The sequence below is a fragment of the Pseudomonas sp. B21_DOA genome (assembly GCA_030544685.1).
Classification (GTDB): Bacteria; Pseudomonadota; Gammaproteobacteria; order Pseudomonadales; family Pseudomonadaceae; genus Aquipseudomonas; species Aquipseudomonas fluorescens_AO.
In genome coordinates this window covers 3,120,315-3,143,748 of sequence record CP086683.1, presented here as the reverse complement: position 1 = coordinate 3,143,748, position 23,434 = coordinate 3,120,315, and the positions used below count along the sequence as shown (strand labels likewise).

The following is a 23,434-nucleotide window of genomic DNA, read 5'->3' as shown; positions in this document are numbered from 1 at the left end:
CAGCGCTCCCATCTACACGACCTTTTTCACAGGAATCGACAATGTCACTGCCCAATGAAATGACCCGTATTGAAATCACCGAACCCGGCGGCCCGGAAGTATTGCAAGCCAGACGCGTGCCTCTGCCAAGCGTTGCCGAAGGCCAAGTGCTGATCCACGTTCACGCCGCCGGTATCAATCGCCCGGACGCCCTGCAGCGTGCCGGCAAGTATCCGATGAAACCCGGCATGGACCCGATTCCCGGCCTGGAAGTGGCTGGCGAAGTGGTTGCGCTTGGCCCCGGAGTAACGCGCCTCGCGGTCGGCGATCGCGTGTGCGCACTGACCAATGGCGGCGGTTACGCCGAATATTGCGCGGTTCCAGCCGGCCAGACTTTGCCTGTGCCGGACGGTGTCGACTGGATTCAGGCCGCCGCGATTCCGGAAACCTTTTTCACCGTATGGGCCAACCTGTTCGGCCTCGGCGGGGCCAAGGCCGGCCAGCGCGTGCTGATTCACGGCGGCACGAGCGGCATCGGCACCACCGCGCTGATGCTCTGTCGCGAATTCGGTATCGAGGCCTTCGCCACCGCAGGCAGCGCTGAAAAATGCGCCGCAATCAGCAAACTTCACGGGCAACCGATCAACTATCGAGAAGAGGACTTCGCCAAGGTCATTGCCGAGAAGACCGCAGATCAAGGCGTGAACGTGACTCTCGACATCATGGGTGGCTCGTATCTGAACGGCAACATCAGCGCACTGGCGATGGACGGCCGACTGGTGATGCTCGGTTTCCTCGGCGGCGCCCGCGCCAATGACATCGATCTGCTGGCGATCCTTGGCAAACGCGCCGTCGTCACCGGTTCATTGCTGCGTGCACGCACCGCTGCGGAAAAAGCCGCCATCGCCGATCAACTGCAAGAACACGTGTGGCCTGCCCTCAGCGCCGGGCGCTGCCTGCCGATCATCGATAAAGTATATACGCTGGCTGACGCGGCTCAGGCCCATGCCCGCATGGAGGGCGGCGATCATATCGGCAAGATCGTGCTGCAAGTGGCATGAGCGATTGCAGCATCTTGTAATCGTTGCGCATGCACGGTGGTCGAAAATAATCACGCGCAGACCGAGGCATCTGGTAAAAAGCGTTCTTTGTCTGCGCAGTGGTGAAACGATTAATGTTCCTGTCTTTCCTGACTCGTCTGCGACGCCGCCGCCTGGCGTTCGCCATGATGGCCGCGCTGATTATTGGCGTGCCGACGAGTTGTGCCGTACTGGAACACACCGAGCGCAAGTTGCTTTTTCGCATCGAGCCGGGGACTGCCGGCTGGTATCGCGGTCTGCCGAACAGTGTTCAGGAACTCGATCTGCAACCGAAGAGCTTCAAGGCCGGGCAGAACATCCATGCCTGGTGGTGGCCTGCGGAACGTGCCAATGCCCCGGCAATCCTCTATTTGCATGGCGTGCGCTGGAACCTCACCGGGCAACTGTTTCGCATCGAACAGCTGCGCGCGGCGGGTTATTCGGTGTTGGCTATCGATTATCGCGGGTTTGGCCAGAGCAAGGGCGATCTGCCGTCGGAGAGCAGCGTTTATGAAGATGCCCGCGTTGCGTGGGAACGCTTCCAACTGTTGCAACCGGATCCGAACAAACGCCTGATCTACGGTCACTCTCTCGGTGGCGCAGTGGCGATCGATCTGGCCGCTGAGCTCGGAAAGAACGCCGCGCGTAACCACACGCCTCTGCCGGTGCGCGGTCTGGTCATTGAGTCAACCTTCACTTCTCTGGCTGATGTCGCCGCCGCCGTAGCGAATACCTCGCTGCCGGTGCGCTGGCTGCTTTCACAGAAATTCGACTCCATCGACAAGATTGCCGACATTCACATGCCGCTGCTGGTGGTGCATGGCCTGGCCGATGCCTTCGTGCCGCCGCGCTTCAGCGAGCAGCTGTTCAATGCCGCTGAGCAGCCCAAACGCCTGCTGATGGTGCCCGGAGCGACGCACAACAACAGCATGGCGCTCGGTGGCCAGGGTTATCGCAAGGCTCTGGATGCGTTGATGCAAAGCAAACCGCTGCCCAAAGTTGCCGGACCAGCAGTGGCCAAAGGCTCTAGCGACTCCTGACCGACGTACTGGCATACTGGCGCCGCTTCCGACACCACAAAAAGGACTGAGTGTGTTAACCCGCCCCAACGCCCGATGGATTTACTACCCGATTTGCTGGCTAGCTGTACTTTCACTACTGCTGCACAGCGCTTTCTATGACTGGAATCTGCTGACCCCGATCGACGTCGGCGGTACCTTCATGGGCGGAATCGGTGGACAACTGTTCGCCAGTGGATGGGTCGCGGCCACTGTAGCTTTGTTGTTGGCCATGCTGGCGCGCATACCGGGAGCAATTAATGCCTGCATACTCGCGGGCCTTATGCCTTTGGCCATCGGCATGTGGTGGCAGATCAACTATCCTGACGACGCGGAACAGCGCATCTACAGCATCAGTCCTCACGAAATCGGTAGCGCGATGCTGATCGGTGCGTTGTTGTTGGGACTCGGCCTGTTTTTGCGTTCCAGACTGAGGAAGCAACGCGCGCCCTCGCTTTGGGCGATGATCGGGAGATCGGCCACGGCGATTCTCATATTGACGGTATTTATTGGCGGGCCCATTTATGTCGCCAGGCAAATGTCGCTGCCCCATTGTGCGTTCACCGAAGATGGTCAGCAGTTGACCATATGCTTGAGTGACGACGACAACGAACGTGTGATCGTCGACTGAATACATCACTAGCGCCCAGGCACCCAAAAGCCCAACCTGGTCAGGTCGGGCTTTCGCTTATCGCCTTGCCAATTCGTGGCGTACGCATTGCTCGTAATAGGTCTGCTTGACCGCTGCCGGTTTGAGCTTCGAACTGCTGTTGTAGGTCTGCTCGGTAATGCCCATCGCGGTCATGCGCATCCACGGCTGCTGGAAGCGGCGAACCTGCAGTTGCTTGCGCGCGCCATACAGCGAAACCCCTGACAGCTTGGATTGCTGCGCACCGGCAGCAATGTCCGAGCCCCAGGTACAGGCAAAGCGATGGCCTTTGCTTAACTCTCTTGCCTGCACTCCCGAGGCGATCAAAGCCAGGGAAAACGCCGCAACGGTGATGACAATCGTCCGCATATTGCCAGCCTAACCTTTTGAAAAAGAGGCGATTTTGCCGGGGTGCATTGCGTCTGGGGGCCAGCAATTTGCCTGCTGTCGGGATTTTTTATCAAAGGTGAATTCGCCGCTCGTCCAGTACCGCGCACCTTTGGCCGGGAGGCCTATCCAACGCAGCACATCCCACCGCGTAGAAGGCCAATGTGATGAACAAGAAAATGCTCGCCCTGTCGTTTTCCAGCCTGTGCCTGATCGGCCCGCTTCACGCTTGGGCAGCCGAAACGACAGCGGGTGCCGCGACCCCTGCCACCGCCCTGCCCGGTGTCAATCATGCAGAAAGCTCTCGCGACCATGATGAGAAGGCGAACAAGAAAGGCGAAGAGTCGTCAGGCGCCAACGCAGGTTCACAGCCGCATGAGACAGAGAAGGATGCCGCGACGTCGAGCGACTCCAGCGACATAGATAAAAAACCCGCTCAGTAAGAGTGGTTTCGCTTTTAGTAACGAAAATCCGATGTCGAAACTAGCGCAGCACAGGGTGATATCAATATGATGCGCGCACTGGCGACCATAGAGGGTGGCCAGAGAAAAATACACCCAAGGAATGCAAATGAAAGATTTCGTCATCGGCGTCAACAACATCGTTCTCTACATCGCACTCGCAGTCATCCTGATCGTGTCTCTGTTCATGATGAGCCAGAGCTTTCTTTCGGGTCTCGGCATGTTCGTAGGCGGCACCCTGGGCTGGTGCATCGTCTCCGGCTTCTGGTTCGTGCAGTCGGCGACCTACGAAGAACTGCGCAAGCTGAACTCGAAAAACAGCTGATCTGCGCCGAGTATTCGTTATAGAGAAAAGGCCAATGTCATCGACATTGGCCTTTCTTTTTAGCGGCGAAGAGACTGGTTATTCATTGCTTGGTGCACTGAGCGCCCAGCCCCATGCCCATGGCACCCAGGGCAACCATCGGGCCGCTCGGCAGTTCGCACGTATATTCACCGCTTTCGGTTTGAGCGGTATAGAAAGTTGTATTGAAGTCGCTGCGGATGTTGGACACCTTGATTACAGGTTTGCCAATGGTGGTCTGTGCGCGATTCTTGAGATCACTCTCTCCCGGCTTTACGGTCTGGCATCCAGTAACTGCGAGCGCCAATGTTGCGAGTAAAGCGAGAACCGGGATAGTCCTTGATGAGTTCATGCAGATCGACCTTTTTGATTTTCATACCGGAAAAATTCTGGCAATTAGCTGCCAAGCGAAAGGACTTTAAAGTCGAGCCGGAACAGGGGCAATTAGGTCGGATGTGCTAATGGCTGAAGGCTAGCGGCGCGCTCAGCGAAGCTTTGCGACTGCCTTCGGTATCGCAGGACGCTTAATCGGTTTGTAAAACGTCTATCTGCAAGCGATCGCCGCCCTCCTCTCGGCAATCGAAACGAACCGGCAAAAACATCTGAATGACTTCAATGTTGCTGCGTAAATGATCCGTCATGCGTGGCGTGGTGAACGATCCGCCGCCGGCCAGCGCCATTGGCAACAGCAACTGATCGGCCAGGTGCTCCGCGACCGCCGCATCACTGCGCAGCCAGTCTGCAGCCTGATTGATCGCGGCATCAGCGACCTTCTCGGCGCGCAAGGACACTTGCCCAAACGCGCTGAACACCTCAGTGACATGTTCGAAAACATATTCCAGCAATAACACATTGCCCGGGCCGCGTGCTGGATCAATTGTGACCGGTCGCAGCGCCTCCGCCGGCCAGTTCAAACGCTTGGCCACCTGACTCAGTTCTCGTTGAGCGACAGTGGGCGCAAGTCCGGCGGTCAGCGCCAGAGCCTGTTGTGAAATCGCCTCGCCGCGCTCACACAGATCCAGTCGCATCAGGCTCGAAGGCTGCACTCGCACTTCAACCTCACCACCGCCGGCCGGCGCAAAACCATGACGCACCAAGTCCAGTTCGACAACCCCGCCCATGCGTCGCAGCAGCGGTAGCCAACTGCGCGAGAGGAATTCAGTCGGGGCGCCAGCGGATTGTGCGTGCCGCCAGAGATCGTCACTCGACTGGCCTGCGGTGCCAGCATCAGGGCTGGCAGCAAAGTCTGCAGAACCAGCGTGCAACTGCCCGCCGTGCCGATGGCGAACTTGAAATCACCTGCGCGGATTGCGCCCGGTTCCAAGCTCAAGGCCTGCGAGCCCAAATGCGCACCGCAGATCCGTGCACCACAAACCTCGGCCGCCGCCATCACGGCTGTCAGATGCTGACGCAGCAATCCAGGACGGCTGCGTCTGGCGCGAATCTGTTTAATGCGAAACGCCCGGCCTGTCACCATCGACAGGCTCAGCGCACTGCGCAACACCTGGCCGCCACCAATGGCGCCGTCCAGTTCAATCATTTCTTTCATTGCCAATCCTTATGCGTACGGCGCGACGTTGTCCCTGAGGTACCGGTCAAGCCGCCGTGAGTCTTCCGAGTTCTGAGTAATGTAGGAACTTCGCGTTCAAGCTCGGGCGCGATGTACCGATGCAGTATCGGGCGACGCCGCCCGAAGCGTTTTCGCCAGCGCGGGCTCCTTAACCTTTGACGCACACCACCTGACGCAGGGTGTGCAGCACTTCCACCAGCTCACGCTGGGCGTGCATGACTTTGTCGATGTCCTTGTAGGCCATCGGAATTTCGTCGATGACCGCTTCGTCCTTGCGGCACTCCACGTGGGCAGTGGCGCGAATCTGATCGGCGACGGTGAACGTATTTTTGCCTTGGTACGGCTCATGGTGCGCCCGGCGCCATGACTGCAGGAATTGAACGACTCCTCGTTGCCCAGCCCGCGAACGATGAAGCTCTTGGCCCCCATCGAGCCCGGAATAATCCCCAGTTCACCCTTCTTCGCCGACACCGCGCCCTTGCGCGTGATCAGTACGTCTTGACCAAAATGCCGCTCCTTCTGCACATAGTTGTGATGGCAGTTCACCGCTTCGAGCGCGACCTCGAAAGGCTTGCGAATGATCTGCCGCGTCGCCTGAATCACTGCGCGCATCATCAGTTCGCGGTTCTGCCGGGCGAAATCCTGCGCCCAGCCCACAGCCTCCACATAGTCATCAAAATGTCGGCTGCCTTCTTCGAAATAGGCCAGGTCACGGTCTGGCAGGTTGGCGATGTGCTGGCGCATATCGGCTTGGGCCAGTTGGATGAACAGGTTGCCGATGGCGTTGCCGACACCACGCGAGCCACTGTGCAACATGAACCAGACCCGGTTGGCTTCATCCAGGCACACTTCGACGAAGTGGTTGCCGCTGCCGAGCGTCCCCAGATGCCCACGATTGTTGGTGTTGGCCAATTTCGGATACTTGTCGGTGATCAGCTTGAAACGCGGCTGCAACCCCGCCCAGGCCTGATCAGCCTGCTGAGGAATCTCGTCCCACGCGCCTTTGTCTCGCCCCGAACGATTGGAACTGCGGCCATGTGGCACCGCTTGTTCGATTGCAGTACGCAATCCATGCAGGTTGTCTGGCAGATCTGCAGCCGTTAGCGACGTACGCGCAGCGATCATGCCGCAACCGATGTCGACGCCCACCGCTGCCGGAATGATCGCGCCAACTGTCGGGATCACGCTGCCGATGGTCGATCCCTTGCCTAAATGCACGTCAGGCATGACCGCCAGATGCTTGAAGATGAATGGCATTTTTGCCGTGTTCATCAACTGTGCGCGGGCTTCGTTTTCAACTGGGACACCTTCGGTCCACAGTTTGATTGGCTTGCCGTTGGCGACTTCGAGGAGCTGGTAGCTTTGATCTTTCATAAATCGGTGTCCCTCTTTGTTTGCATGAGCGTTGCAGCCGCTGTGCCAGCTTCGCCGTCGCGCCCTACTATTTAATGCATCCACTTGATTTAGAAGGAATTATCAATTTTCTGAGTCGGTCTCGGCGAGCAATCGACGACAAAACCGACTCAAAGAAATTATCATTGTCTATCGTCATTTATCTTCTGAGATAAGCATGTCTGAAAAACTCACGGTCGCTATCGGATTTATCGGAGCCACTCTCGATCGCGTCGGTAAAGGCGCAAACCGTTGGAGCCACTGGCGCCCCACAGTCGGCCTGTGCCAACAAGCCAATCTGCCGATCCATCGGCTTGAACTGATTCACGGCCTCGATGCGCGCGACGTCAGCCTCGCGGAGCGCGTTACTGTCGATATTCAGCAGACATCTCCAGGGACCGAAGTGCGCCTGCATCCGATGTTGCTGCGCAATCCCTGGGATTTCGAAGAGGTGTACGGCGCACTGCACGACTTCACCACGGCTTACAACTTCGACACCGAGACCGAGGATTACCTCGTACACATCACTACCGGCACCCACGTCGCACAAATCTGCTGGTTCCTGCTCACCGAGGCGCGCTATCTGCCGGCCCGCCTGATCCAGACCTCCCCCAAGCGCAACAGCGATAACGAGCCCGCCTGCGGTACGCATGCGCTGATCGATCTCGACCTGTCGCGTTATGATCGCATCGCCTCACGCTTCGCCAGCAAGCGCCTGGAAGGCCTGGAGTTTCTCAAGTCCGGCATCGCCACGCGCAACTATGCATTTAACCGTTCCATTGAACAGATCGAACGCGTAGCGGTGCGCTCCAAAGCACCGATGCTGCTGATCGGTCCGACCGGCGCCGGCAAATCCTTCCTGGCCCGACGCATCTACGAACTCAAACGCAATCGCCATCAGATGCAGGGACGCTTTGTCGAAGTGAACTGCGCCACCCTGCGTGGCGACGGTGCGATGTCAACCCTGTTCGGTCACGTCAAAGGTGCCTTCACCGGTGCGCAAAACGCTCGCGATGGCCTGCTGCGCGCCGCCGATGGGGGAATGTTGTTTCTCGATGAAATCGGCGAGCTCGGCGCAGACGAACAAGCAATGCTGTTGAAGGCAATCGAAGAGAAACGCTTCTTCCCGCTGGGCTCGGACAAGGAAGTGGAGAGTGATTTCCTGATCATCGCTGGCACCCACCGCGACCTGCGCAGCCGGGTCGCCGAAGGCGCGTTTCGCGAGGACCTGTACGCTCGGATCAATCTATGGACGTTCGACCTGCCCGGCCTGGCCGGTCGCCGCGAGGATATCGAGCCAAATATCGATTTCGAACTGGAACGCCATGCTCGCGAGCATGGGCAGCGGGTGCGTTTCAATCTCGAAGCGCGCCGACGCTACCTGGCATTCGCCAGCTCACGCGAAGCAACCTGGCTGGGCAACTTTCGCGAACTGTCCGCATCGATTACGCGGATGGCGACGTTGGCCGACAGCGGGCGTATCGATGAAGCACAGGTGGACGATGAGATTGATCGATTGCGGTATGCCTGGGGCTTGGCGCAACCCACTGCAGTGTCAGCTGACTTGCCGGGAGATGGCGAGAGCATGGACTTGTTCGACCGCTTGCAACTGAAGGCGGTTATCGACGTATGTCGGCAGGCGGATAGTCTGTCAGATGCCGGTCGACAGCTGTTCGGTGTTTCCCGGCAGGCCAAGGCGCAGCCCAATGATGCCGATCGCTTGAGGAAGTATTTGGGGCGGTTCGGACTTGAATGGGCTGAGATCGCAGGCACGAAGTGAAGTGCAACGCCCCTGAACACAGAGTCCCAATGATGACCGTAGAAAAAATGAATTAGCCGCCTGATCTCTCGGTCAAGAATTATGAACGCAGTAAATCTGACGAGGTGACAGCAATGACTATCCAGGCAGAGACACTCGTACAACTGACCGAAGCGCTTCAAGAGCGCGGCATGAAGATGGTCTCAGACGTCCATTTCACTCGTGCGCCTTACCGCTACAACCACCGCTGGATCTGCATCGTCGAGTGAACATGCTAGTTGCCGGCGCCTGGATCGAAACGTCCAGCGCCGGCGCCGTTTGGCTTCAATTACTCGAAGGCGTTCCGCTCAAACCCAGATCACTGTCTCAGTGTTGATCTCGGCCACGTCCGTAGAATCAACCTGCCGCTGGCGATGCAGATCGTCGCGCATTTTTGCAAAGTCGATTTTCTTGTTCCCAAGCTCTTTCAGGACCAAGCCTGAAATCCTGTAAATGCCGCAGTCCGCACATTCGATAAGTTCGCCGCCGTGAGCTTCTTCCGTTGCCCGCACCTCAAGCCCGCATAGATAACATTTCATCGCCGATCTCCTGTTTGCTGGTGCTCAAGAGATCGTCTTGTTGAGAAGGAAGTTTCAACTGAACGCGTCTTGTCCGGCGATTGTGTTCCCGCTGTTACTCCAAGGACGACGGCAATAAATAAACCCGGCGCAATGGCCGGGTTTTCTGAACGTTTGAGTTCATGACCCCTACTTCGCGCCGCCATTGTCGCGGCCCGTCTGGGCATCTTGATCGGAGCCAGGATTACCGGGTGGCGGATTCCAGTCTTCTGGTCGTTCGTCCGTACCCTGCTTTGGCTCAGACTCAGCTTGCTCCAGACCGGAATCATGACCCTCGCCAGAGTCAGGGGTTTGCTCGCCCGGGCCCGGATATGGCGCTTCTGGGCCGTTGTTGTCGTCGATCATCATTTTCTCCTGTCAGTGGCGCAGGGGCTGCGCTTACTAGTGAGAGAATATGCGCATACTCGGAGTGCGATCCGCTCGACGAGCGGACATAAAAAAGCCCCGCTCTACGACGGGACTTAACTATCCGATAAATCACTTATTCCGTTGCAGCCAACCTATCAACATGAATGCCAAGCCAGGTATCAATAGCCCCGGCGCGATATATGCAAAGGTTCCGCTGGCAAGAAGACCATTGAGGCCGAAAACCAAGCCGCATATTGCAAGTGGCAGCCCAACAACAAACATTGGCTGTTTGAACGCCTTGTCCATGACTCGACTCCTTTCAAGAATTTGGTATTAAACAACATGGCTGCGCGTGCATGGCGGAAAAGGATGCCGTGATCGATGCGTTTCTGCCGACCTTCTGGCAGCAGTAGGGGAGCCATCCTGGAGTTAAAGGCTTGATCGGAACCCAGAAGTCGCGCAAATCTTACGCGCAAGAAAAAGGCCAATGCTTTGAACATTGGCCTAAGTCATTGAAAAATATGGTCGGGACGGAGTGATTCGAACACTCGACCCCTAGCACCCCATGCTAGTGCGCTACCGGACTGCGCTACGCCCCGACTGATGTTGCGTTGCGTTCTTCACCTCGAAGAACGCTCAAGAATATATCGCAAGCATTTGAAAACTGGAAGTATTCAAACGCAGCTTTTTATTTCTTGAGCACCACCAGCACATCCTCTAACTCGGCAATCATCTGCCGGATCATCTGCTTGTACTGGGTGGTGTCGTCTTTGGCTTCGTCGCCGGACAGGCGCAGACGTGCGCCGCCGATGGTGAAACCCTGATCGTAAAGGAGCGCACGGATCTGCCGGATCATCAGCACGTCCTGGCGCTGATAATACCGGCGGTTTCCGCGGCGTTTGACGGGGTTGAGCTGAGGAAACTCCTGCTCCCAGTAGCGCAGCACGTGTGGCTTTACGGCACACAGCTCGCTGACTTCACCGATGGTGAAGTAGCGTTTGCCCGGGATGACGGGTAGTTCGTCGTTATGACTTGGTTCCAGCATAAGCCTCAACTCGGGCCTTCAACTTCTGCCCTGGACGAAAGGTGACCACACGGCGAGCCGTGATCGGGATTTCTTCCCCGTTTTCGGGTTGCGGCCAGGCCGCTGGCGTTTGTCCCGAAGGTCAAAATTGCCGAAACCGGACAATTTGACCTGCTCGTTGTCTTCAAGAGCGTGCCTGATTTCCTCGAAAAACAGTTCTACCAATTCCTTGGCTTCCCGCTTGTTCAGGCCCAGCTCTTCATACAGACGTTCCGCCATCTCAGCTTTCGTCAAAGCCCCCATACGTCACTTCCTTAACGTGGCGTTCAACCTTTGTTCGAGCGAGGTGAGGATATTTTGCGTCGTCGAATTCACCTCATCGTCATTAAGAGTGCGCGATGGATGCTGCCAGGTCAAGCCGACTGCAAGGCTTTTTCTATCAGGATCAATACCTTTACCCTGATATACGTCAAACAGCCTGAGCTCTGTGAGCCATTCGCCTGCATTTTCACGGATTACGTCCAGCACAGCCGAGGCCGCGACGTCTTTATGTGCGATCAGTGCAAGGTCACGACGCACCTCAGGAAAGCGCGACAACTCGTGGAATTTCGGCATTTTACCGAGCGCCACTTCCGCCAGCACCAGCTCGAAGACGAACACCGGACGATCCAGACCCAGCGTTTTCGAGAGCTCAGGGTGAATGGCACCGATGAAGCCCACTTCACGACCCTCACGCTCTATGCGCGCGGTCTGACCTGGATGCAGCGCCGGGTGTTTACCCGGAGCAAAGGTGAACGAATCCAGGGCGCCAGCGAAACCCAGTACTGCTTCCACATCAGCCTTGACGTCGAAGAAGTCGACGGTATCGCGACCCTGCGCCCAGCCTTCCGGCAAGCGGCTGCCGCAGACAACCCCGGACAGCATTGGCTCTTGCTTCAAGCCGTCAAGCTGACCCACGAAACGCAGTCCGCTCTCGAACAGACGCACGCGATCCTGCTGACGATTGAGGTTGTGCTGCAGCGCTTTGACCAGACCCGGCCACAGCGACGAACGCATGGCCGCCATGTCGTTGGAGATCGGATTGGCCAGCAACAGCGGCTCGACGCCCGGATTGAACAGTTCGAACTGACGCGGATCGATGAAGCTGTAAGTGATCGCTTCCTGATAACCACGAGCAACCAGCAGACGACGCAGCTCAGGCAGATCACTACGCGCTTCGGCTTTGGCTTGTGGCGCCAGACGCGCTTGCGGGTAGCGAACCGGCAGACGGTTGTAACCGTAAAGACGAGCCAGCTCTTCGATCAGGTCGACTTCCAGACTGATATCGAAGCGGTGGCTTGGCACTTCAACGCGCCACTGCCCTTCCCCTTCAGCGGTAATGTTCAGGCCCAGGGCGCTGAGCAGACGCTCGACCTGTGCCGAATCCATTTCCATGCCGAGCATCTGAGTGATGCGCTGGCCACGCAGGGTGATCGGCGCAATCGACGGCAGATGTTGCTCGCTGACGGTTTCGATAACCGGACCAGCTTCGCCACCAGTGATTTCCAGCAGCAGGCCCGTGGCGCGCTCCATGGCTTCACGGGCCAGCTGCCAGTCAACGCCACGCTCGTAGCGATGCGAAGCGTCGGTGTGCAAGCCGTAAGAACGCGCCTTACCGGCAACAGCGATCTGATCGAAGAACGCAGATTCAAGGAACACATCGCGCGTGGTCGCGGAAACACCGCTGTGCTCGCCACCCATAACGCCGGCGATCGCCAGTGCACGAGTGTGGTCGGCGATGACCAGCGTATCGCTACGCAGGCTGACTTCCTGACCATCGAGCAGAACCAGCTTCTCGCCCTCTTCAGCCATCCGCACACGAATGCCGCCATTGATTTCGGCAAGATCGAAAGCGTGCAGCGGCTGACCCAGCTCGAGCATCACGTAGTTGGTGATGTCGACCGCAGCGTCGATGCTGCGCACGTCGGCGCGGCGCAGACGTTCAACCATCCACAGCGGCGTAGGCTTGGACAGGTCGACGTTACGGATGACCCGGCCCAGATAACGTGGGCAGGCTGCGGGCGCCAGCACCTCGACCGAACGCACTTCGTCGTGTACCGCTGCAACCGCAGCCACTACAGGGCGAGTCACCGGCACGGCGTACAGGGCACCGACTTCCCGGGCCAGACCGGCCAGGGACAGGCAGTCGCCACGGTTCGGGGTCAGGTCAACCTCGATGCTGGCGTCTTCCAGATCCAGATACACGCGGAAATCTTCGCCCACCGGCGCATCGGCCGGCAGCTCCATCAGACCGTCGTTGCCTTCACCGACTTGCAACTCGGCTTGCGAGCACAGCATGCCGTTCGACTCGACGCCGCGCAGCTTGGCCTTCTTGATCTTGAAGTCGCCCGGCAGTGCCGCGCCGATCATGGCGAACGGAATCTTCAGGCCCGGGCGCACGTTTGGCGCTCCGCACACGACCTGGAAAGTTTCCGTACCATTGCTGACCTGGCACACGCGCAATTTGTCGGCGTCCGGATGCTGCTCGGTGCTCAGCACCTCACCCACCACCACACCACTGAATACACCGGCGGCCGGCGTAACGCTATCGACCTCAAGACCGGCCATCGACAGACGAGCAACCAGCTCATCGCGATCTACCTGCGGGCTAACCCAGCCGCGCAGCCATTGTTCACTGAATTTCATCCTGCTCTCCTAAGAATTCGTTACGACTAGCGAAATTGCGCAAGGAACCGCAAGTCGTTGTCGAAGAACAGACGCAAGTCATTCACGCCGTAACGGAGCATGGCCAGACGCTCGACGCCCATGCCGAAGGCAAAGCCGGAGAACTCCTCCGGGTCGATGCCGGACATGCGCAGCACGTTCGGGTGAACCATGCCGCAGCCCATCACTTCCAGCCAGCCAGTCTGCTTGCAGACACGGCAGCCTTTGCCGCTGCACATCACGCACTCCATATCGACTTCGGCGGATGGCTCGGTGAACGGGAAGTACGAAGGACGGAAACGCACGGCCAGTTCTTTCTCGAAGAACACCCGCAGGAATTCTTCGATGGTGCCTTTGAGATCGGCAAAATTGATATCGCGATCGACCAGCAGGCCTTCGACCTGGTGGAACATCGGCGAGTGGGTGATATCGGAGTCGCTGCGATACACGCGGCCTGGGCAGACGATGCGGATCGGCGGCTGCTTCGATTCCATGGTGCGGACCTGTACCGGCGAGGTATGGGTGCGCAGCAACATGTTGGCATTGAAATAGAAGGTGTCATGCATCGACCGGGCGGGGTGATGGCCTGGGATGTTGAGCGCTTCAAAGTTGTGATAGTCGTCCTCGACCTCAGGGCCTTCGGCGATGCCGTAGCCAATGCGGGTGAAGAACTGCTCGACGCGCTCCAGAGTCCGGGTGACCGGATGCAGGCCGCCAGAGGTCTGGCCACGGCCCGGCAATGTCACGTCGATGGATTCGGCAGACAGTTTGGCAGCCAGTTCGGCTTCTTCAAACAATGCCATGCGCGCATTGAGAACGCCTGTAACACGCTCCTTGGCAACATTGATCAGCGCGCCGACTTGCGGACGCTCTTCTGCCGGCAGATTCCCCAGGGTCTTCATCACCTGAGTCAATTCGCCCTTCTTGCCAAGGTATTGAACCCGGATTTGCTCCAGGGCATTGATATCTTCAGCGCTTTGCACAGCCTCTAGTGCTTGAGAGACCAGCGCATCCAGGTTTTCCATGTACAGACTCCAGATACAAAATAGGGGAAGAGCTTGAAGGCTCTTCCCCTATTTATGACGTTTAACACCTGGCCCCACAGAGGTGAGGCCGGGTGACTGTCGAGGGTACTTAAGCCAAGGTGGCTTTAGCTTTCTCGACAATCGCAGCAAACGCCGCTTTTTCGTTCACTGCCAGATCAGCCAGAACCTTGCGGTCGATCTCGATGGACGCTTTTTCAGGCCAGCGATGAAACGGCTGTAGGACAGACCGTTAACACGAGCACCAGCGTTGATACGAGCGATCCACAGAGCGCGGAACTGACGTTTTTTCTGACGACGGTCACGGTAGGCGTATTGGCCTGCCTTGATTACCGCTTGCTTGGCAACACGGAATACGCGGGAGCGTGCGCCGTAGTAGCCTTTAGCAAGTTTCAGAATTTTTTGTGACGCTTACGGGCAATGACGCCACGCTTTACACGAGCCATGAGTTACTTCCTCTATTCTTGACTAAATTAACGAAGGCGCAGCATGCGCTCGACTTTTGCCACGTCAGACGGATGCAGCAAGCTGCTACCGCGCAGTTGACGCTTACGCTTGGTCGACATTTTAGTCAGGATGTGGCTCTTGAAAGCGTGCTTGTGCTTGATGCCGTTAGCAGTTTTCAGAAACCGCTTGGCAGCACCACTTTTGGTTTTCATTTTTGGCATGTTCGGATACTCCGCATTCAGTTGATAAACATAATCAGAAGGCCTGCCGTGCCCTGTTGATTACTTCTTCTTTTTCGGGGCGATGACCATGATCAGCTGGCGTCCTTCCATCTTAGGATGCTGTTCGACCGAACCGTACTCAAGCAGGTCTTGTTCAACCCGCTTGAGGAGTTCCATCCCCAGCTCCTGGTGGGCCATCTCACGGCCGCGGAATCGCAAGGATACCTTGGCCCTGTCCCCGTCACTCAGGAAACGTACCAGGTTGCGCAGTTTTACCTGGTAATCCCCTTCCTCCGTCCCTGGACGAAACTTGATTTCTTTAACCTGAATCTGCTTCTGGTTTTTCTTCGCCGCGGCAATCTGCTTCTTCTTTTCGAAGATCGACTTGCCGTAGTCCATCACCCGGCAAACAGGCGGGACTGCATCCGCGGAAATTTCCACCAGATCAAGCTTTGCTTCTTCAGCGATACGAAGCGCTTCATCAATCGAGACGATGCCAATCTGCTCGCCATCAGCGCCAATTAACCGAACCTCGCGTGCCGAGATATTCTCGTTGATCGGGGCTTTCGGTGCAGCTCGTTTATCTTGTCTCATTTCACGCTTAATAATAATTACTCCGAATCTGGGCGACCACGCCGGGAAACCGCTTGCGCGAGAAACTCAGCGAACTGGGCGACGGGCATCGAGCCCAGGTCAGCACCTTCACGAGTACGCACAGCGACAGTCTGCATCTCGACTTCCTTATCTCCGATAACCAAAAGATAGGGAACCTTGAGCAAAGTATGCTCGCGGATTTTAAAGCCGATCTTTTCATTTCTCAAGTCGGACTTGGCACGAAATCCGCTTTCGTTGAGAGTTTTTTCAACCTCTGCAACAAAATCTGCCTGTTTATCAGTGATATTCATGATCACCGCCTGGGTCGGCGCTAGCCACGCAGGGAACGCACCTTCGTAGTGCTCGATCAGAATCCCGACGAAACGCTCGAACGAACCGAGGATCGCACGGTGCAACATCACAGGGTGTTTGCGGCTGTTGTCTTCAGAGACGTATTCAGCGCCCAAACGGACAGGCAGGTTAAAATCGAGCTGCAAGGTACCACACTGCCAGACGCGACCGAGACAATCTTTCAGCGAGAACTCGATCTTCGGCCCGTAGAAGGCACCCTCGCCCGGCTGCAGATCGTACGGCAGGCCAGCAGAATCAAGGGCTGCAGCCAATGCTGCTTCAGCGCGATCCCAGAGTTCATCGGAGCCGACGCGTTTTTCCGGACGAGTGGACAGTTTCATCTCGACTTCGGTAAAGCCGAAATCGCGATAGACATCCATGGTCAGCTTGATGAACGCAGCGGACTCGGCCTGCATCTGCTCTTCGGTGCAGAAGATGTGCGCGTCGTCCTGAGTGAACGCTCGCACGCGCATGATGCCGTGCAGCGCACCCGACGGCTCGTTACGGTGGCACGCACCGAACTCGGCCAGACGCATCGGCAGCTCGCGGTAGCTCTTCAGGCCCTGATTGAACACCTGCACGTGACACGGGCAGTTCATCGGCTTGATGGCGTAGTCGCGGTTTTCCGATTGAGTGGTGAACATGTTGTCGGCGTAGTTGGCCCAGTGCCCGGACTTTTCCCACAGGCTGCGGTCGACAACTTGAGGAGTCTTGATCTCAAGATAGCCGTTGTCCCGCTGGATCTTGCGCATGTACTGCTCGAGCACCTGGTAAAGCGTCCAGCCGTTCGGGTGCCAGAACACCATGCCCGGGGATTCCTCCTGGGTGTGGAACAGGCCCAGGCGCTTGCCGATCTTGCGGTGATCGCGCTTCTCGGCTTCTTCGATGCGCTGGATGTACGCCGCCAGCTGCTTCTTGTCAGCCCAGGCGGTGCCGTAAACGCGCTGCAATTGCTCGTTCTTGGCGTCGCCGCGCCAGTAGGCGCCCGACAGCTTGGTCAGCTTGAAGGATTTCAGAAAGCGTGTGTTCGGCACGTGCGGGCCGCGGCACATGTCGACATATTCTTCGTGATAGTACAGACCCATGGTCTGCTCGTTCGGCATGTCTTCGACAAGGCGAAGCTTGTAGTCTTCACCGCGAGCCTTGAACACTTCGATCACTTCAGCGCGCGGAGTGACTTTCTTGATGACATCGTAATCTTTCTCGATCAGCTGCTGCATGCGCTGTTCGATGGCCGCCATGTCTTCCGGCGTGAAAGGACGCTCGTAGGCGATGTCGTAATAGAAGCCTTCGTCGATGACCGGGCCGATGACCATCTTCGCGGTCGGGTACAGCTGTTTGACCGCGTGGCCAACCAGGTGCGCGCAAGAGTGGCGAATGATCTCCAGCCCCTCTTCATCCTTTGGCGTAATGATTTGAAGGGTCGCGTCGCTGCTGATGATGTCGCTGGCGTCGACCAGTTGGCCATTGACCTTGCCGGCGAGTGTGGCCTTGGCCAGACCTGCACCAATGGATGCGGCGACCTCGGCTACGGAAACCGGGTGATCGAATGAACGTTGACTGCCGTCGGGAAGAGTAATAGTTGGCATGGCGCCTCCTCTCCTAGTGGTGACCCCTACCAAAGGTCACGTGGGTTGGGATGAGCCAGTACAAGATCCGATCCAGGCCATTCAATGACGAACGCCTGCCTTACAGCGGCAGGAGCCTTGCGGCCAACCGGAAAACCGAACCAGAGTGACTGGGATTCAAATCGAAAAATTCGCACGCCGACCGCTTCGGGACTGAAGGTCATCCGAAGCCTGATAACGCTTGAGCCCGGCATGCTAGCACAGATGAGCGGTCGCCCACGCCTTGATTTGGCAGAAGGCGAAATGTCCGTTTTTATGCCAGAGTGCTGAACTTGATCGGCCCTCGCGCCCTCAGATAACAAGACATTGACCCACAAGGAGCATCCTCGCATGCGTCTGAAAAGCTTATTCGCCCTCGTCGCCCCCGTCGTTCTGCTGTTGCCACTGAGCGCCCATGCCGACTGGCCAAAAGGCGAGCGCGAGAAGTACATGGCCCAGTGCACTCAGGCTGCGACCCAGCAAATCGGTGCTGCCGCGGCGAAATCCCACTGTGCTTGCGGTGCCGACGCCATCAAGTCCTATCCGGCCAGCGATATTCAGGCACTGATGGACAACAAGGCGACTCCTGAACTGCAACAGAAAGCCCTCGGCCAGATCGCCAAATGCAAGGCAAATCCTCCGGCGAAAAAATAATAAAACCGCGCATTCTGGTCGGCTGAAAGGCGGAAAAAGTGCTGGAAATGAAGCTTTTCAGACGATTTATGCAGGTTTTACAGGTTTTTTATCGTCTTTACGTTTCGCTGCAAGCCTTTCAAACCGGGGCTTTCAGCAGAAACAGGCGGTAAAGAAAACACGACTGATTGGCAAACAGCACGTCCGGGGGCTCCCAAAGCGAACATTTCGACTATGATACCCGGGTGTGCCCAGTTGGCCTGAGCAGCACAGTACTACTGAAAATATATGTTTCTTGGAGATACACCATGTCTAATCGCCAAACCGGCACCGTTAAATGGTTCAACGATGAAAAAGGCTTCGGCTTCATCACTCCTCAAGGTGGCGGTGACGACCTGTTCGTACACTTCAAAGCTATCGAAAGCGACGGTTTCAAAAGCCTGAAAGAAGGCCAGACTGTTTCCTTCGTGGCTGAGAAAGGCCAAAAGGGTATGCAAGCTGCACAAGTTCGCCCAGAGTAATTTCTCGGCGCACTAAAAAAACCCCGTCCTGGTGACGGGGTTTTTTATGCCTGAAAAAAGACTTAGCCGCAGTTGACGCGGGTGACCACCAGGTTGTTGTCGGTGTTCAGGTTCAGGCGGTCGGAGCGGTATTCCAGGGTGATCATGTCGTTCGGCTTGAGGAAGCGCGCATTTTGCGCCCCAGCCTTGGCACGTGCCTGATCCAGCAATTCAGGGGATGCCTTCTTGCCGATGGCGAATTGCGCTGCCGATGCTTCGCAGCGGCTGTTTCCCGATTCAGCAGCCACGGGTTCCTTTGCCGACTCGCTGGAGGTTGTGCTGCAACCAGCCAACAGCGTAGCGGCCATCAGTGCACCCAGTGTCGCGAACTTCAAAGGCATGAAGCCTCCTTGTTTTCAAATGTTTAAGCAGAGATCGTGCGACCGCCAATGCGGCGTTTGGTTTCAAGGCGCAAGCCATGCCCTGCCCCACGAGCGGAAAAATGCCGAGTGTGCCTGAGCTGCGCGCGGCGACTCAGCAAACAATCGTGACTGAATATTAACGACGCTCAATAAACGTCGATGTAGTCATACGGCGGATTCGGCCAGTTGTCCCTGAGGGCGTTGAAAATCTGCGTCACCCAGACTTCATCGCTGGCTGCGACGTTACCTACATAGCCCGAGCCCTTTGCCCAGGTTTCCAAGCGAAACCGCAGACCGTCAATATCCTGCCCGCCGGTCACGGTGGACAGATAGGCGATGCCATCTTTGCTCACGCGCAACTGGTTGTGTACGTCGTCACTGGCCGAGGCGAGCAATTGGCGCACTGCTTCGAGCGTGAGGCCGTCAGGGCTATTCAGATCGATTTGCACAACAAGGTCCTTGGAAGCCGGAAAAGACCAAGTGTCGCATAGCGCCCCGCTCATGCCTAAGTCGCAGTGCCAAACACCGCGCAAAATGGTTAACTCGAAAAACCGACATCCTGACCTTTCGAGCCTTCTCATGACCAGCCTCAGCATCGACGCCGACATCAAAGCCAAATGGGCGGACGGCCACAGCTCTTACAGCCCCGGCACGACGGAGGAGCTGGCGCTGATCGGCATTGATCTATTGGTCAAGGAGCTGGGAATCGAGGCGGCGCAGCAATTCATCAACCAGGTATTCGAACGCTACCGCATCGTAGCGGCCGAACACACGCAGTGAAAACCCGCAGGCAGTGACCTGCGGATCAGAGGGCTTATTTAAGGCGTTTCAGGCGCTCGGTCAGCAAATCGAAGAAACCCTGCGCGTCGCCATTTTCAACCCAGAATGCATTTTTCGGCGCTTTCAAACCGTCGTACCAGTCAACGATGGTCTGACCAAATGTCGGCCCTTCCCGGCTGTCCACCACGACGTTGACTGCCCGACCGGTGAACAGCTCAGGCTTGAGCAGATACGCCACAACAGTCGCGTCATGCACCGGGCCACCGGGAATGCCGTAATGCTCCATATCGCCCTTGATGTATTCGTTGAGAATGTCGCCGACGATCTTGCTGGCATTGTTGTTCAGCGCGGCAATCTGCTTCAGGCGCGCGTCACTGGTCAAAATCTTGTGGGTCACATCGAGCGGCAGATAGGTGAGTTTCACCCCGCTCTTGAGCACCACCTCGGCAGCCTGCGGATCAGCGAACAGGTTGAATTCAGCCACAGGGGTGATGTTGCCACCGTTGAAATGCGCCCCGCCCATGATCACCACTTCCTTGATGCCCTGAACGATCTCCGGCTCTTGGATCAACGCCAGCGCCAGGTTGGTCTGCGGGCCGAGCATGGCGATGGTGACGCTGTGCGGTTTGGCCGATTTAAGCGTGTCGATCAGATAATTGACCGCATTTCCTTTCGCCAGGCCTTTCTTCGGCTCGTGGACCGTCACGCCCGACAAGCCTTCCTTGCCATGAATATTCTCGGCGTAGATCGGCGTACGCATCAGCGGTTTCGGCGCACCGGCGTAAACCGGTACATCTTCGCGCCCTGCCCATTCGCGAGCCAGCCGTGCGTTACGCGAAGTCTTGTCCAGGCGCACGTTGCCGGCAACGGTGGTCAGGGCACGGATGTTCAATTCATCCGGCGATGCCAGAGCGAAGAGCAAGGCGACCACGTCGTCAGCGCCGGGATCGGTATCGATGATCAAGTCGATCTTTTCCGCCGCCTGGGCGCCGGTCGCAGTTATCACGGACAAAAGCAGCAGGCTCCGGATCAGTTGGTGAAGTTTCTCAGCATAGCGTTGCATGGCGCATTCCTTGTGCAGGTGAAATCGGAAATCAGAAATCAGAATGTAACCCCGGCGACCAGAACGATGTTGCAGTACGGCTGACATTCTCCTGTACGAATGATCGCCCTGGCCTGTCGGCTAAGCACCTTGAACTGCTCGTGGGTGAGCAGATCCCTACGGCCCAGCGCGCCCTCTTCGTTCATCGCGTCCAGATCGGCCAGCGCGGAGGGCCGCTTATCGAAGATCTCTCTGGCCAGCACATGGCTTTCTACCTGCATTTCGCTGAGCACGACTTTCAGGGTGCTGACGAAGTCAGGGATACCATGGGTCAGCGCCAGATCGATCAATTCGACGCCCGGCGGCACCGGCAAACCGGCGTCGCCAATCACCACCATGTCACCGTGGCCAAGAGAGGCGATCAGTCGCGACAGCGCGACGTTGAGCAAAGGAGTCTTTTTCATGCGGGTCTGAACGCCTGTACTTCGGACATGGTTGGAATCGACGGTTGCGCACCGGCGCGGGTAACCGACAGTGCAGCGGCGACCTGACCGTAGCGAATCGCCTCGGCCTCGGACTTGCCGCTGGCCAGGGCTGCGGCGAAACCACCAACAAACGTGTCGCCTGCCGCCGTGGTATCGACCGCCTTCACGGTCGGCGCGGGGAAATGTTCGAAGCCTTTGCCATCGGCGAACAACGAGCCCTGCGCGCCCAAGGTGACGATGACTTTGCTGGCGCCCATGGCAATCAATTGGGTGGCAGCCGTTTCTGCCGACTGCAGCGAGTCGACCGCGATCCCGCTCAATGCGGCCGCTTCGCTCTCGTTGGGAATCAGATAGTCGATCGCCGCGAACCAGTCTGCCGGCAAAGGACGGCTGGCCGGGGCCGGGTTGAGGATGACGGTTTTACCCAGTTCACGCGCACGCTTGAGCGCATGACCGACTGTCGCATCGGGAATCTCGAGCTGACAGATCACCACATCGGCGGCTTGCAAAACCGCATCAAAACGGTCAATAACTGCTTCCGTCATTGCGCCGTTGGCACCGGCGACAATGACGATGGCGTTCTGGCTGTGGTCATCCACCACAATCAGCGCCACGCCACTGGAATCCTCGACGACACTGACAGCCTGGCAGTCGATGTGCTCGGCGAGCAAGGCATCGCGCAATCGCACACCGTAGTCGTCATTTCCGACGCAACCGAGCATCGCCACCTGCGCGCCCAGACGAGCAGCGGCAACCGCCTGATTGGCGCCCTTGCCTCCCGACACGGTGGCAAAGGAATGTCCGATCAGCGTTTCACCGCCGCGCGGCAGCCTTGGCGCCCGGGTGACCAGATCCATGTTCAGACTGCCTATTACCACTACATTTGCTGGCATACATCACTACTCATCAATTCGGTTTCAGCGATATTCGGTGAACACGCCGGACAGCGGCGCGGTCGATTCGCGCAGGACAATGCTCGGGGTCACGATGCGTTGATCGGTGCCGGAATCCGGCACAGCAATCCTGCGCAACAGCACCTCGGCGGCCATCTCGCCCAATTGCAGGATCGACTGGCCGACCGTGGTCAGCGCCGGATAGACATAACGGCTCATCTGAATGTCATCGAAGCCGATCACCGACAATTCGGCCGGCACTCGCACGTTACGTTCGGCCGCCGCACGCAGCACACCGATACCAATCATGTCGTTGCCAGCAAAAATCGCACTCGGCGGATTGCTTTCAAGCAAGCGGGCAGCGGCGTTGTAACCTCCGGTGCTGGTGAAGTCGCTTTCCAGCATGCGCTCTTCGCGCACTTCTATTCCTGCCTCTTGCAGCGCTCGGCAATAACCGGCCTGACGCATTTGCGCCACGCTAGTACTGGCCGGGCCTCCAATCGTGGCGATGTCGCGATGACCCAACTCGAGCAGGTGACGGGTTGCCAGATAAGCGCCGTACTCGTGGTCAATGCGCACCAGATCGGCATTCACACCCTCCAGGCCGCGGTCGACAATGACCATCGGCGTTTTCACACCCGCCAGCCCTTCGGCCAGACCACTGTCACCGCCGGCGGAGGCGACGATCAAACCGTCGATGCGCTTTTCCAGCAACACACGCAGATAACTGCGTTGCTTGTCCGGATTGTCGTCGGAGTTGCAGAGGATCACGCAGTAGCCGTTACGCTCGCAGTAATCCTCGATTCCCCGCGCCAGTTCGGCGAAGTACGGGTTGAGACTGTTCGGTACCAGCAAACCGATGGTCGCGGTGGTCTTGGCTTTCAGCGAGCGCGCCACGGCACTGGGCACGTAGTCGAGACTCTTGATCGCCGCCTCGACTTTGCGCCGCACTTCCTGACTGACCGGACGGGTATTGTTCACCACGTGCGACACGGTCGTGTAGGAAATGCCCGCGAGCGCCGCTACATCCTTGATCGTTGCCATGGT

26 protein-coding genes, 1 tRNA gene and 5 pseudogenes are annotated in these 23,434 nt (G+C 57.6%); 9 read left to right on the top strand and 23 right to left on the bottom strand.

Annotation, left to right across the window (positions count from 1 at the left end):
* The first annotated feature begins 41 nt into the window (after positions 1-41).
* The 3 genes from LJU32_14360 (at position 42) to LJU32_14350 (ending at position 2,747) form a co-directional block, all read left to right on the top strand.
* A complete protein-coding gene (locus LJU32_14360) occupies positions 42-1,040 on the top strand; it encodes an NAD(P)H-quinone oxidoreductase (protein WKV87034.1) in 999 nt (332 codons plus the stop codon).
* 113 nt (positions 1,041-1,153) lie between these two features.
* Positions 1,154-2,098 carry an alpha/beta hydrolase gene (locus LJU32_14355; GenBank protein WKV87033.1) on the top strand — a complete coding sequence of 315 codons (945 nt, stop codon included), beginning with the start codon at positions 1,154-1,156 and terminating at the stop codon, positions 2,096-2,098.
* A gap of 52 nt (positions 2,099-2,150) precedes the next feature.
* The gene (locus LJU32_14350; protein ID WKV87032.1) at positions 2,151-2,747 is read left to right on the top strand and encodes a hypothetical protein; all 597 of its coding nucleotides are present in this window, start codon (positions 2,151-2,153) and stop codon (positions 2,745-2,747) included.
* Positions 2,748-2,804: 57 nt separating this feature from the next.
* Here LJU32_14350 and LJU32_14345 read toward each other — a convergent pair whose 3' ends face one another.
* On the bottom strand, positions 2,805-3,134 hold the full coding sequence (locus LJU32_14345) for a hypothetical protein (GenBank protein WKV87031.1): 330 nt from the start codon (positions 3,132-3,134) through the stop codon (positions 2,805-2,807).
* A 185-nt stretch (positions 3,135-3,319) separates the two neighbouring features.
* Between LJU32_14345 and LJU32_14340 the strand changes: the two genes are divergently transcribed.
* Both LJU32_14340 and LJU32_14335 read left to right on the top strand, forming a co-directional pair.
* Complete coding sequence (locus LJU32_14340) at positions 3,320-3,595, top strand: hypothetical protein (GenBank protein WKV87030.1); 276 nt, start codon at positions 3,320-3,322, stop codon at positions 3,593-3,595.
* 127 nt (positions 3,596-3,722) lie between these two features.
* Positions 3,723-3,938: a hypothetical protein gene (locus LJU32_14335; protein WKV87029.1), complete on the top strand. Its 216-nt coding sequence runs from the start codon at positions 3,723-3,725 to the stop codon at positions 3,936-3,938.
* A gap of 82 nt (positions 3,939-4,020) precedes the next feature.
* On the opposite strand, the gene LJU32_14330 is transcribed toward LJU32_14335, so the two are convergent.
* The 4 genes and pseudogenes from LJU32_14330 to LJU32_14315 all read right to left on the bottom strand — a co-directional run bounded on the left by LJU32_14330 (position 4,021) and on the right by LJU32_14315 (position 6,900).
* Complete coding sequence (locus LJU32_14330; protein WKV87028.1) at positions 4,021-4,308, bottom strand: hypothetical protein; 288 nt, start codon at positions 4,306-4,308, stop codon at positions 4,021-4,023.
* A gap of 172 nt (positions 4,309-4,480) precedes the next feature.
* Positions 4,481-5,505: pseudogene (gene rtcA / locus LJU32_14325) on the bottom strand (RNA 3'-terminal phosphate cyclase).
* 9 nt (positions 5,506-5,514) lie between these two features.
* Positions 5,515-5,651 (bottom strand): annotated as a pseudogene (locus LJU32_14320) (nucleotidyltransferase).
* Positions 5,652-5,674: 23 nt separating this feature from the next.
* Positions 5,675-6,900, bottom strand: a pseudogene (locus tag LJU32_14315) (RtcB family protein).
* 196 nt (positions 6,901-7,096) lie between these two features.
* On the opposite strand from LJU32_14315, the gene rtcR reads away from it, so the two are divergent.
* On the top strand, positions 7,097-8,698 hold the full coding sequence (rtcR, locus tag LJU32_14310; GenBank protein ID WKV87027.1) for an RNA repair transcriptional activator RtcR: 1,602 nt from the start codon (positions 7,097-7,099) through the stop codon (positions 8,696-8,698).
* Between the two features lie 326 nt (positions 8,699-9,024).
* On the opposite strand, the gene LJU32_14305 is transcribed toward rtcR, so the two are convergent.
* From LJU32_14305 to thrS, 12 genes and pseudogenes are all read right to left on the bottom strand, one after another.
* Positions 9,025-9,255: a hypothetical protein gene (locus LJU32_14305; GenBank protein WKV87026.1), complete on the bottom strand. Its 231-nt coding sequence runs from the start codon at positions 9,253-9,255 to the stop codon at positions 9,025-9,027.
* 168 nt (positions 9,256-9,423) lie between these two features.
* Positions 9,424-9,639: a hypothetical protein gene (locus LJU32_14300; protein WKV87025.1), complete on the bottom strand. Its 216-nt coding sequence runs from the start codon at positions 9,637-9,639 to the stop codon at positions 9,424-9,426.
* Between the two features lie 132 nt (positions 9,640-9,771).
* Positions 9,772-9,948 (bottom strand): hypothetical protein, encoded by a 177-nt coding sequence (locus LJU32_14295; protein ID WKV87024.1) that lies wholly within the window; start codon positions 9,946-9,948, stop codon positions 9,772-9,774.
* A gap of 216 nt (positions 9,949-10,164) precedes the next feature.
* Positions 10,165-10,241 (bottom strand) — tRNA-Pro (locus tag LJU32_14290).
* An 89-nt stretch (positions 10,242-10,330) separates the two neighbouring features.
* Positions 10,331-10,687, bottom strand: coding sequence for a MerR family transcriptional regulator (locus LJU32_14285; protein ID WKV87023.1), 357 nt, complete (start codon positions 10,685-10,687; stop codon positions 10,331-10,333).
* A pseudogene (gene ihfA, locus LJU32_14280) lies at positions 10,668-10,969 on the bottom strand (integration host factor subunit alpha). Before ihfA ends, LJU32_14285 begins: the two are co-directional and overlap by 20 nt.
* A 3-nt stretch (positions 10,970-10,972) precedes the next feature.
* A complete protein-coding gene (gene pheT / locus LJU32_14275; protein WKV87022.1) occupies positions 10,973-13,351 on the bottom strand; it encodes a phenylalanine--tRNA ligase subunit beta in 2,379 nt (792 codons plus the stop codon).
* 26 nt (positions 13,352-13,377) lie between these two features.
* Complete coding sequence (gene pheS / locus LJU32_14270) at positions 13,378-14,394, bottom strand: phenylalanine--tRNA ligase subunit alpha (protein ID WKV87021.1); 1,017 nt, start codon at positions 14,392-14,394, stop codon at positions 13,378-13,380.
* A 109-nt stretch (positions 14,395-14,503) separates the two neighbouring features.
* Positions 14,504-14,858 (bottom strand): annotated as a pseudogene (rplT, locus tag LJU32_14265) (50S ribosomal protein L20).
* A 27-nt stretch (positions 14,859-14,885) separates the two neighbouring features.
* The gene (gene rpmI, locus LJU32_14260) at positions 14,886-15,080 is read right to left on the bottom strand and encodes a 50S ribosomal protein L35 (GenBank protein WKV87020.1); all 195 of its coding nucleotides are present in this window, start codon (positions 15,078-15,080) and stop codon (positions 14,886-14,888) included.
* Positions 15,081-15,140: 60 nt separating this feature from the next.
* Positions 15,141-15,692 carry a translation initiation factor IF-3 gene (gene infC / locus LJU32_14255; GenBank protein WKV91096.1) on the bottom strand — a complete coding sequence of 184 codons (552 nt, stop codon included), beginning with the start codon at positions 15,690-15,692 and terminating at the stop codon, positions 15,141-15,143.
* Positions 15,692-17,614 carry a threonine--tRNA ligase gene (gene thrS / locus LJU32_14250; GenBank protein ID WKV87019.1) on the bottom strand — a complete coding sequence of 641 codons (1,923 nt, stop codon included), beginning with the start codon at positions 17,612-17,614 and terminating at the stop codon, positions 15,692-15,694. Before thrS ends, infC begins: the two co-directional genes overlap by 1 nt.
* Positions 17,615-17,983: 369 nt before the next feature.
* Between thrS and LJU32_14245 the strand changes: the two genes are divergently transcribed.
* Both LJU32_14245 and LJU32_14240 read left to right on the top strand, forming a co-directional pair.
* Positions 17,984-18,286, top strand: a complete 303-nt coding sequence (locus LJU32_14245; GenBank protein ID WKV87018.1) for a hypothetical protein — start codon at positions 17,984-17,986, stop codon at positions 18,284-18,286.
* Between the two features lie 287 nt (positions 18,287-18,573).
* On the top strand, positions 18,574-18,786 hold the full coding sequence (locus tag LJU32_14240) for a cold-shock protein (GenBank protein ID WKV87017.1): 213 nt from the start codon (positions 18,574-18,576) through the stop codon (positions 18,784-18,786).
* 62 nt (positions 18,787-18,848) lie between these two features.
* Here the strand turns inward: LJU32_14240 and LJU32_14235 are convergent, their stop codons facing one another.
* Together LJU32_14235 and LJU32_14230 are read right to left on the bottom strand one after the other, a co-directional pair.
* Complete coding sequence (locus LJU32_14235; GenBank protein WKV87016.1) at positions 18,849-19,166, bottom strand: hypothetical protein; 318 nt, start codon at positions 19,164-19,166, stop codon at positions 18,849-18,851.
* 167 nt (positions 19,167-19,333) lie between these two features.
* Positions 19,334-19,636 (bottom strand): hypothetical protein, encoded by a 303-nt coding sequence (locus LJU32_14230; GenBank protein WKV87015.1) that lies wholly within the window; start codon positions 19,634-19,636, stop codon positions 19,334-19,336.
* Between the two features lie 130 nt (positions 19,637-19,766).
* On the opposite strand from LJU32_14230, the gene LJU32_14225 reads away from it, so the two are divergent.
* The gene (locus tag LJU32_14225) at positions 19,767-19,967 is read left to right on the top strand and encodes a hypothetical protein (GenBank protein WKV87014.1); all 201 of its coding nucleotides are present in this window, start codon (positions 19,767-19,769) and stop codon (positions 19,965-19,967) included.
* Between the two features lie 34 nt (positions 19,968-20,001).
* Here LJU32_14225 and LJU32_14220 read toward each other — a convergent pair whose 3' ends face one another.
* From LJU32_14220 to LJU32_14205, 4 genes are read right to left on the bottom strand one after another with little or no spacing between them, the layout of a single operon-like run.
* Complete coding sequence (locus tag LJU32_14220; GenBank protein ID WKV87013.1) at positions 20,002-21,030, bottom strand: nucleoside hydrolase; 1,029 nt, start codon at positions 21,028-21,030, stop codon at positions 20,002-20,004.
* Positions 21,031-21,068: 38 nt separating this feature from the next.
* A complete protein-coding gene (gene rbsD, locus LJU32_14215; GenBank protein ID WKV87012.1) occupies positions 21,069-21,473 on the bottom strand; it encodes a D-ribose pyranase in 405 nt (134 codons plus the stop codon).
* Entirely contained in the window at positions 21,470-22,387 is a 918-nt protein-coding gene (gene rbsK / locus LJU32_14210) for a ribokinase (GenBank protein WKV87011.1), read from the bottom strand. Before rbsK ends, rbsD begins: the two co-directional genes overlap by 4 nt.
* Positions 22,388-22,411: 24 nt before the next feature.
* Positions 22,412-23,431, bottom strand: coding sequence for a LacI family transcriptional regulator (locus LJU32_14205; protein WKV87010.1), 1,020 nt, complete (start codon positions 23,429-23,431; stop codon positions 22,412-22,414).
* Positions 23,432-23,434 lie beyond the last annotated feature (3 nt).

Excerpts from the sequence above, each read along its gene's own strand:
- LJU32_14360 (WKV87034.1), top strand. The coding sequence starts at position 42 with ATGTCACTGCCCAATGAAATGACCCGTATTGAAATCACCGAACCCGGC.
- LJU32_14355 (WKV87033.1), top strand. The coding sequence starts at position 1,154 with ATGTTCCTGTCTTTCCTGACTCGTCTGCGACGCCGCCGCCTGGCGTTC.
- LJU32_14345 (WKV87031.1), bottom strand. The coding sequence starts at position 3,134 with ATGCGGACGATTGTCATCACCGTTGCGGCGTTTTCCCTGGCTTTGATC.
- LJU32_14340 (WKV87030.1), top strand. The coding sequence starts at position 3,320 with ATGAACAAGAAAATGCTCGCCCTGTCGTTTTCCAGCCTGTGCCTGATC.
- LJU32_14335 (WKV87029.1), top strand. The coding sequence starts at position 3,723 with ATGAAAGATTTCGTCATCGGCGTCAACAACATCGTTCTCTACATCGCA.
- LJU32_14330 (WKV87028.1), bottom strand. The coding sequence starts at position 4,308 with ATGAACTCATCAAGGACTATCCCGGTTCTCGCTTTACTCGCAACATTG.
- rtcR (WKV87027.1), top strand. The coding sequence starts at position 7,097 with ATGTCTGAAAAACTCACGGTCGCTATCGGATTTATCGGAGCCACTCTC.
- LJU32_14305 (WKV87026.1), bottom strand. The coding sequence starts at position 9,255 with ATGAAATGTTATCTATGCGGGCTTGAGGTGCGGGCAACGGAAGAAGCT.
- LJU32_14300 (WKV87025.1), bottom strand. The coding sequence starts at position 9,639 with ATGATCGACGACAACAACGGCCCAGAAGCGCCATATCCGGGCCCGGGC.
- LJU32_14295 (WKV87024.1), bottom strand. The coding sequence starts at position 9,948 with ATGGACAAGGCGTTCAAACAGCCAATGTTTGTTGTTGGGCTGCCACTT.
- LJU32_14285 (WKV87023.1), bottom strand. The coding sequence starts at position 10,687 with ATGCTGGAACCAAGTCATAACGACGAACTACCCGTCATCCCGGGCAAA.
- pheT (WKV87022.1), bottom strand. The coding sequence starts at position 13,351 with ATGAAATTCAGTGAACAATGGCTGCGCGGCTGGGTTAGCCCGCAGGTA.
- pheS (WKV87021.1), bottom strand. The coding sequence starts at position 14,394 with ATGGAAAACCTGGATGCGCTGGTCTCTCAAGCACTAGAGGCTGTGCAA.
- rpmI (WKV87020.1), bottom strand. The coding sequence starts at position 15,080 with ATGCCAAAAATGAAAACCAAAAGTGGTGCTGCCAAGCGGTTTCTGAAA.
- thrS (WKV87019.1), bottom strand. The coding sequence starts at position 17,614 with ATGCCAACTATTACTCTTCCCGACGGCAGTCAACGTTCATTCGATCAC.
- LJU32_14245 (WKV87018.1), top strand. The coding sequence starts at position 17,984 with ATGCGTCTGAAAAGCTTATTCGCCCTCGTCGCCCCCGTCGTTCTGCTG.
- LJU32_14240 (WKV87017.1), top strand. The coding sequence starts at position 18,574 with ATGTCTAATCGCCAAACCGGCACCGTTAAATGGTTCAACGATGAAAAA.
- LJU32_14235 (WKV87016.1), bottom strand. The coding sequence starts at position 19,166 with ATGCCTTTGAAGTTCGCGACACTGGGTGCACTGATGGCCGCTACGCTG.
- LJU32_14225 (WKV87014.1), top strand. The coding sequence starts at position 19,767 with ATGACCAGCCTCAGCATCGACGCCGACATCAAAGCCAAATGGGCGGAC.
- LJU32_14220 (WKV87013.1), bottom strand. The coding sequence starts at position 21,030 with ATGCAACGCTATGCTGAGAAACTTCACCAACTGATCCGGAGCCTGCTG.
- rbsD (WKV87012.1), bottom strand. The coding sequence starts at position 21,473 with ATGAAAAAGACTCCTTTGCTCAACGTCGCGCTGTCGCGACTGATCGCC.
- rbsK (WKV87011.1), bottom strand. The coding sequence starts at position 22,387 with ATGCCAGCAAATGTAGTGGTAATAGGCAGTCTGAACATGGATCTGGTC.
- LJU32_14205 (WKV87010.1), bottom strand. The coding sequence starts at position 23,431 with ATGGCAACGATCAAGGATGTAGCGGCGCTCGCGGGCATTTCCTACACG.